Origin of the sequence: Streptomyces sp. UNOC14_S4, assembly GCF_020740835.1 — a bacterium.
Classification (GTDB): domain Bacteria; phylum Actinomycetota; class Actinomycetes; order Streptomycetales; family Streptomycetaceae; genus Streptomyces.
Map to the genome: position 1 here is coordinate 1 of NZ_JAINFC010000392.1, position 7,329 is coordinate 7,329.

3 protein-coding genes are annotated in these 7,329 nt (G+C 71.9%); 2 read left to right on the forward strand and 1 reads right to left on the reverse strand.

Annotated features, from left to right (window positions below):
- Together K6I34_RS27470 and fxsT are read left to right on the forward strand one after the other, a co-directional pair.
- On the forward strand, positions 1-687 hold a 687-nt coding region (locus K6I34_RS27470; RefSeq protein ID WP_229329765.1), incomplete at its 5' end, for an HEXXH motif-containing putative peptide modification protein.
- A 62-nt stretch (positions 688-749) separates the two neighbouring features.
- Positions 750-3,788 (forward strand): FxSxx-COOH system tetratricopeptide repeat protein, encoded by a 3,039-nt coding sequence (fxsT, locus tag K6I34_RS27475; protein ID WP_229329767.1) that lies wholly within the window; start codon positions 750-752, stop codon positions 3,786-3,788.
- An 83-nt stretch (positions 3,789-3,871) separates the two neighbouring features.
- Here the strand turns inward: fxsT and K6I34_RS27480 are convergent.
- The coding region (locus tag K6I34_RS27480; protein ID WP_229329769.1) for a multifunctional oxoglutarate decarboxylase/oxoglutarate dehydrogenase thiamine pyrophosphate-binding subunit/dihydrolipoyllysine-residue succinyltransferase subunit at positions 3,872-7,329 on the reverse strand (3,458 nt) is incomplete at its 5' end.

A 7,329-nucleotide genomic window follows, 5' to 3' on the forward strand; every position in this document is an offset into this window, starting at 1 on the left:
CCGCCCGGCGGCGTCGGCCACGCCGCCCTGCCCGCCGCGCCCCGCGCCGTCACCCGCGACGAGCCCTGGCCCCGGCTGTGGCGCGCCGCGCTCTCCCTGCTGCGCGCGACCGACCCGCGGCGGGCCGCCGAGACCACCGCCCTCCTGCGCTGCCTGGTGCCGCTCTCGCCCACCGGCCCGTTCGGGCAGCAGGCCCGCAGGGTCAGCGCGACCTTCCGGGCGGCGCCCGGCGCCGTGCTCACCACCCTCCCGGACAGCCCGGCCGACCTCGCCGCCGTGCTCGTCCACGAGACCCAGCACAGCAAACTGGCCGTACTCCAGGACCTGTTGCCCCTGCACCGGGCCGGGCCCCACGCCGCCTACCGCGTCGCCTGGCGCCCCGACCCGCGCCCCCTCGCGGGCGTCCTCCAGGGCACCTACGCCCACCTGGCCCTGGCCGACTTCTGGGGCCGCTTCGCGGGGCGCCCCGTACTGCCCCCGGGCGCGCGGCACGACGCCCGCGCCCGCCACGATTCATACCGCCGGCAGGTCGCGGAAGCCCTGCCCATCCTGCTTGAATCCAAGGAACTCACGTCCGCGGGACGCGAGTTCGCCATCGGCATGCAGCGCCACCACGCGGGCCTCGCGCGGGACGGCGGGGCCGGCGCCGCCGACGGCGAACCGTCACCTTTCGGTGACGTACGGTAATCTCGGTGTCGTGCCGGTCCTTGTCGGCCGCCGCGGCACGGATGCTACGAGGGGACGTGCGCATGAGTGAGCGATCCGGCGGGGGACAGAACCGGCTGGCGCCTGCCGGCGAGCAGCGGTTCGTCATCGTCTTCGCCGGTTTCCACCGTCCATGGGCCACCTGGATCGCCCACCGGCTCGAAAGCCACGGGCACCGGGTCGTCCTCCACCGCTGGGACCCCCGCCGCGAGGTCCCCCTGGAGACCGCGATCGGCGACCTGCTGCTCGCCAGGGGACGCCTGCTGCTCGTCCTGAGCGACTGGTTCTTCGAGCTCGGACCGCGCCGCGACGGCGAGTGGGAGGAGGCCCTGCGCGGCATCGTCGCCACCAACGCCGAGCGGTTCGCCGCCGTCAGCCTCACCAACCGGGCCCTGCTCCCCGCCACCGCGGTCCTGGAGCCCGTCGACCTCTACGGCATCGGCGCCCAGGAGGCCGAGCGCCGCCTCCTCGTACGGCTCGGCCTGCCGGTCGGACCCCCGTGCCGCAGCATCGCCCCGGGCCCCGGCTCCCGCTACCCCAACGACCCCCCGGCCGTCTCCGGCGACGTGCCCCGCCGCAACGGCCGCTTCACCGGCCGCGACGAACTCCTCAACCACCTCCAGCAGACCCTCATGGACGCCGAGCGGGGCACCGCCCTGTGCGCCCTGCTCGGCATGTCCGGCATCGGCAAGACCCAGATCGCCGCCGAGTACGCGCACCGCTTCGCCTCCGACTACGACGTCATCTGGTGGGTCAACTCCGACCTGCGCGGCACGCGCCGCGAGCGGCTCGCCGAACTCGCCCCCGAACTCGGCCTGAACAGCGGCTCCGAGCCCGGCGAGCGCATCCGCGCCGTCCGCGAGGCCCTCCGCCGCGGCGAGCCGCACGGCCGCTGGCTCCTCGTCTTCGACGGCTGGGACGACCTGGAGGACGCCGAGGACCTGCTCCCCGACGGCCCCGGCCACGTGCTGGTCACCTCCCGCAACCGCGGCTGGATCGCCCAGGGCGCGACCCCCGTCGAGGTTCCCGGCTTCCAGCGCCACGAGTCCACCGGCTATCTGATGCGCCGCGCGCCCCGCGTCACCGAGGAGGAGGCCACCGAGGTCGCCTCCGAGCTCGGCGACATCCCCCTCGCCCTCGTCCAGGCCGCCGCCTGGCTCGGCGAGTCCGACATGGCCGTGGCCGAATACCTGCGCATGGTGCGCGAGGGCGAGCTTTCCGGCCTGGCCGACCAGGGCGACTTCGACGGCGTCCCGCGCTCCTCCCTCACCTCCTGGTCGATACTGCTCAACCGGCTGCGGAAGTCCCAGCCGCACGCGGTGGAACTCCTCACCCTGTGCACGGCCTTCGCCCCCGGCCGCATCCCCATCGGCCTCGTCCGCCGCCTGCCGCCCTCCGAGCTCCCCGAGAGCCTCGGCTGGCTCACCACCGACCTGCCCGCCTGGACCCGGGCCCTGGAGACCCTCGTCGCCTACTCGGTCTTCACCAGCCGCGACACCCGCCCCACCATCCCCGGCGAACCCGCCCCCGAACAGGAGTCGGTGCACATGCACCGGCTCGTCCACGACATCGTCACCCGCCTCACCTCCGCCGAGGAACGGCACGAATACCGCCGCATCGTCCGCCGGATGCTCGCCGCCGCCGACCCCGGCAACCCCCAGGACTCCCGCCTCTGGCCCCGCTACGCCGAACTGCTCCCGCACCTGGAGCCCTCCGGCGCCCTCGGCAGCCACGACGAGCGCGTCCAGGACACCGTCCTCAACTGCCTGCACTACTGCCACCGCAGCGGCGAGTTCCGCACCGGCATCGCCCTCGCCGAACAGGTCCGCACCCAGTGGACCGAGCTCTTCCCGCCCGAGCACCCGCGGATACTGGACCTCACCGTCCGGCAGGGCAACATCCTCCGCTCCTACGGGATGTTCCGCACCGCCTACGGACTCGACCGCGACATGCTGGAGCGGCTGCGCACCCTCACCACCGGCGCCCGCGACACCGGCGGCGCCAGCAGCACCGCCCTGATGACCGCCACCAGCTGCCTCTCCGCCGACCAGCGCTACCTCGGCCAGTACACCGAGGCCCTGACGCTCCAGCGCGAGGTCCTGCGCACCTCGCAGGACCTCCTCGGCCCCGACGACTACTTCACCCTCAACGCCCAGCACAACCTCGGCGTCGGCCTCAGACTGCTGGGCCGCTACGCCGAGGCCTACGAATACGACCTGGAGAACCTGCGCCGCCGCGAGTCCCTGCTGCGCGCCCGGCACGCCGCCACCCTCGTCTCCGGCATCGCCTGCGCCCGCGACCTGCGGCTGATGGGCCGCTACCGGGACGCCCTGGCCCGCCAGGAGCTCGTCGTGCGGCTGCACCTCCAGGTGCTCGGCCCGCAGCACCCGCAGACCCTGCGCGCCCGGCACAACCTCGTGCTGTGCGAGCGCCGCGCGGGCGGCTTCCCGGACACCGGCGCCGCCATGGCCAGCCTCCTGGAGCAGATGGAGCAGGTCCACGGCCGCAGCCACTACGCCACCCTCGGCCTCGTCGTCGACTACGGCAACCACGCCCGCGAGCACGGCGACCTCGGGCACGCCCGCGACCTCGTCGCCGAGGGCGAGGCGGGCTTCCGCTGGCTGCTGGGCCCCGCCCACCCCGTGACCACCGGCATGCTCACCAACACCGGCCTCGTCCTCCAGGCCGCGGGGGAGCGGGCCGAGGCACTCACCATGTTCGAGTCCGCCTACGCGGGGCTCGCCGCGACCCTCGGTGAGGACCACCCCTGGGTGCTGGGCTGCGCCCTCAACGCGGCCGCCGGGCGCAACTTCAACGGCCGCCTGGACTCCGCCCTGGAGCTCAGCCGCGACACCCTCCGGCGCTCCCGGGCCGCCCTCGGCGAGGACCACCCGCTGACCCTGTCCTGCGAGGTCGCCCTCGCGGCGGACCTGCGGGCGGTGCGCGAGCACGAGGAGGCGTCCAAGGTCGAGCAGGACGCCCTCCAGCGGCTCACCCGCACCCTCGGCGCCCAGCACCCGCACGCCCTCGCCGCCCGCCAGCGGGTCCGCCCGTACTGGGATTTCGAGCCGTATCTGGGGTGAGGAACGGGCTACGGAAACGGGACGGGCCCCGCAGCTCGCAAGCTGCGGGGCCCGTCCCGTTCAGACGGCTGTCGGACGACCCGTCAGGCGTCGAACACCTCGGCGATGAGCGTCTGCTGCTCGGCCTGGTGGCGCTTGGCGGAACCGACGGCCGGCGAGGAGGAGTGCGGCCGGGAGATCCGGCGCAGTCGCTCGCGGGCCGGGATGTCGGCACCGACGGCCAGGTCCAGGTGGTCGATCAGGTTGAGCGCGATGAACGGCCAGGCACCCTGGTTCGCCGGCTCCTCCTGGGCCCAGATGAACTTCTCGGCCGAGGAGTACTTGGCGAACTCCGCCTGGAGCTCCTCGCCCGGCAGCGGGTAGAGGCGCTCGATACGGACGATGGCCGTGTCCCACGCGCCGCGCTTCTCCCGCTCGGCGACCAGGTCGTAGTAGACCTTGCCGGCGCAGAAGACGACCTTGCGGACGTCCTCGGTGCGCACCGTCTCGTCGCCGATCAGCGGACGGAAGGTGCCGCTGGTGAACTCCTCCGCCTTCGACGCCGCGGTCTTCAGACGCAGCATCGACTTCGGGGTGAAGACGATGAGCGGCTTGTGGTGCGGGTTGTGGACCTGCCAGCGCAGCAGGTGGAAGTAGTTCGACGGCAGCGTCGGCATGGCGACCGTCATGTTGTTCTGCGCGCAGAGCTGGAGGAAGCGCTCGATACGGGCCGAGGAGTGGTCCGGGCCCTGGCCCTCGTAGCCGTGCGGCAGCAGCAGCGTGACGCCGGAGGTCTGGCCCCACTTCTGCTCGGAGGAGGAGATGAACTCGTCGGTGATGCTCTGGGCACCGTTGACGAAGTCACCGAACTGGGCCTCCCACAGCACCAGCGCGTCCGGGCGGGCCAGCGAGTAGCCGTACTCGAAGCCCATCGCCGCGTACTCGCTGAGCAGCGAGTCGTAGACGTTGAAGCGGGCCTGATCCTCGGACAGGTACAGCAGCGGGGTGTAGTCCTCGCCGGTCACCCGGTCGACGAGCACCGCGTGGCGCTGGCCGAAGGTGCCGCGGCGGGAGTCCTGGCCGGCGAGCCGGACCGGGGTGCCCTCCATCAGCAGGGAGCCGAAGGCCAGGGTCTCGCCCATGCCCCAGTCGATGGTGCCGTCCTCGATGCTCGACGCGCGGCGCTGCAGCTGCGGCAGCAGGCGCGGGTGCACCGTGACGTTGTCCGGGATGTTGACCTGCGACTCGGCGATCCGCTTGACGACCTCCTGGGAGATCGCGGTGGTCACCTGGGCCGGGAACTCCGGCAGCTCGGCCGGGGCCTCGTAGGCCGCGGGGGCCGAGTCGGCCTCGCGGACCTCGATGAAGACCTTCTCCAGCTGGCCCTGGTAGTCCTGCAGCGCCTGCTCGGCCTCTTCCAGCGTGATGTCACCACGGCCGATGAGGGACTCGGTGTAGAGCTTGCGCACCGAGCGCTTCTTGTCGATCAGGTCGTACATCAGCGGCTGGGTGAAGCCCGGGTTGTCGGACTCGTTGTGGCCGCGGCGGCGGTAGCAGATCAGGTCGATGACGACGTCCTTGTTGAACGCCTGGCGGAACTCGAAGGCGAGCCGCGCGACGCGGACCACGGCCTCCGGGTCGTCACCGTTCACGTGGAAGATCGGCGCCTCGATCATCCGGGCGACGTCGGTGCAGTACATCGACGAGCGCGAGGACTCCGGCGGCGCGGTGAAGCCGACCTGGTTGTTGATGACGATGTGCACGGTGCCGCCGGTGCGGTAGCCGCGCAGCTGCGACATGTTCAGGGTCTCGGCCACGACGCCCTGGCCCGCGAAGGCCGCGTCGCCGTGCAGCTGGACGGGCAGGACGGTGAAGTCCGTGCCGGCCTTGCCGATGATGTCCTGCTTGGCGCGGGAGATGCCCTCGACGACCGGGTCGACGGTCTCCAGGTGCGAGGGGTTGGCGGCCAGCGAGACCTTGATCTGCTCGCCGTCCAGGCCGGTGAAGGTGCCCTCGGCGCCCAGGTGGTACTTCACGTCGCCGGAGCCGTGCATCGACTTCGGGTCGAGGTTGCCCTCGAACTCGCGGAAGATCTGCGCGTAGGACTTGCCGACGATGTTCGCCAGGACGTTCAGCCGGCCGCGGTGGGCCATGCCGATGACGACCTCGTCCAGACGGGCCTCGGCGGCCGCGTCCAGCACCGAGTCCAGCAGCGGGATGACGGACTCGCCGCCCTCCAGGGAGAAGCGCTTCTGGCCGACGTACTTCGTCTGCAGGAAGGTCTCGAACGCCTCGGCGGCGTTCAGGCGGCGCAGGATGCGCAGCTGCTCCTCGCGCTCCGGCTTGGCGTGCGGGCGCTCGACGCGGTCCTGGATCCACTTGCGCTGCTTGGGGTCCTGGATGTGCATGAACTCGATGCCGGTGGTGCGGCAGTACGAGTCGCGCAGCACGCCGAGGATGTCGCGCAGCTTCATCAGGGACTTGCCCGCGAAGCCGCCGACCGCGAAGTCGCGCTCCAGGTCCCACAGGGTGAGGCCGTGCTCGGTGATGTCCAGGTCGGGGTGCTTGCGCTGGCGGTACTCCAGCGGGTCGGTGTCGGCCATGACGTGGCCGCGGACCCGGTAGGCGTGGATCAGCTCGAAGACCCGGGCGGCCTTGGTGACGTCGTCGTCGTGCGAGGCGTCGATGTCCCTGAGCCAGCGGACCGGCTCGTAGGGGATGCGCAGCGCCTCGAAGATCTCGTCGTAGAAGCCGTTCTCGCCGAGCAGCAGCTGGTGCATGATCCGCAGGAACTCGCCGGAGGCGGCGCCCTGGATGACCCGGTGGTCGTACGTCGAGGTCAGGGTCATGACCTTGGAGACGCCCATCTTGTTCAGGGTGTCCTGCGACGTGCCCTGGAACTCGGCGGGGTAGTCCATCGCGCCCACGCCGATGATGAGGCCCTGGCCGGGCATCAGGCGCGGCACGGAGTGCACGGTGCCGATGCCGCCGGGGTTGGTCAGCGAGGCGGTGACGCCGGTGAAGTCGTCCATCGTCAGCTTGCCGACGCGGGCGCGGCGGACGATGTCCTCGTAGGCCTGCCAGAACTCGAAGAAGTTCAGGGTCTCGGCCTTCTTGATGGCCGCGACCACGAGCTGGCGGTCACCGTTCGGCTTGACCAGGTCGATCGCCAGGCCGAGGTTGACGTGCTCGGGCTTGACGAGGGTCGGCTTGCCGTCCTTCTCCGTGAAGGAGTGGTTCATCGACGGCATCAGCTTCAGCGCCTGCACCATGGCGTAGCCGATGAGGTGCGTGAAGGAGACCTTGCCGCCGCGGGCGCGCTTGAGGTGGTTGTTGATGACGATGCGCTGGTCGAACAGCAGCTTCACCGGGACGGCGCGGACGGACGTGGCCGTCGGCAGCTCCAGGGAGGCGTTCATGTTCTTGGCGACCGCGGCGGAGGGGCCGCGCAGCGTCACGAACTCGGGACCGGCGGGCGCCTCGGTGGCCGGGGCGGCCTTGGCGACCGGCTTGGCCGCGGGAGCGGCCTTGGGCGCGGGCGCGGCGGCGACGGGCTTCGGCG

Bases quoted from the DNA above. Each gene is read 5' to 3' on its own strand.
- fxsT (WP_229329767.1), top strand. From the start codon at position 750: ATGAGTGAGCGATCCGGCGGGGGACAGAACCGGCTGGCGCCTGCCGGC.